The organism is Salinimicrobium oceani (genome assembly GCF_012037645.1).
In genome coordinates, this window is the sequence record NZ_JAAVJR010001603.1 from 1 (window position 1) to 287 (window position 287).

Below are 287 nucleotides of genomic sequence, written 5' to 3' on the forward strand. Positions count from 1 at the left end.
TTTAACGGATTTATAGCCGCACTCCTGTTCTCGATACTGGTCTCCTGGTTTCTCCCGCAGGGGCCGGAAGTCCTGCCGTTAAAAACGATCACCGATATTGGAATTGGCTTCATCTTTTTCTTCTACGGATTAAAACTTTCTCCGGCTGAATTTAAAGCGGGATTCAGTAATTACCGGATCCATATTCTTATTCAGCTTACCACTTTTGTCATTTTCCCCATGATTGTGCTGGCTTTCACGCCTTTTTTTGAAGAAGGGACCTCCTCTCAACTTTGGTTATCCTTGTT

Annotated in this window: 1 protein-coding gene; it reads left to right on the forward strand. The window is 43.6% G+C overall.

The features are described from left to right. The coding region (locus HC175_RS23255) for a bile acid:sodium symporter (protein ID WP_168140109.1) at positions 1–287 on the forward strand (287 nt) is incomplete at both ends.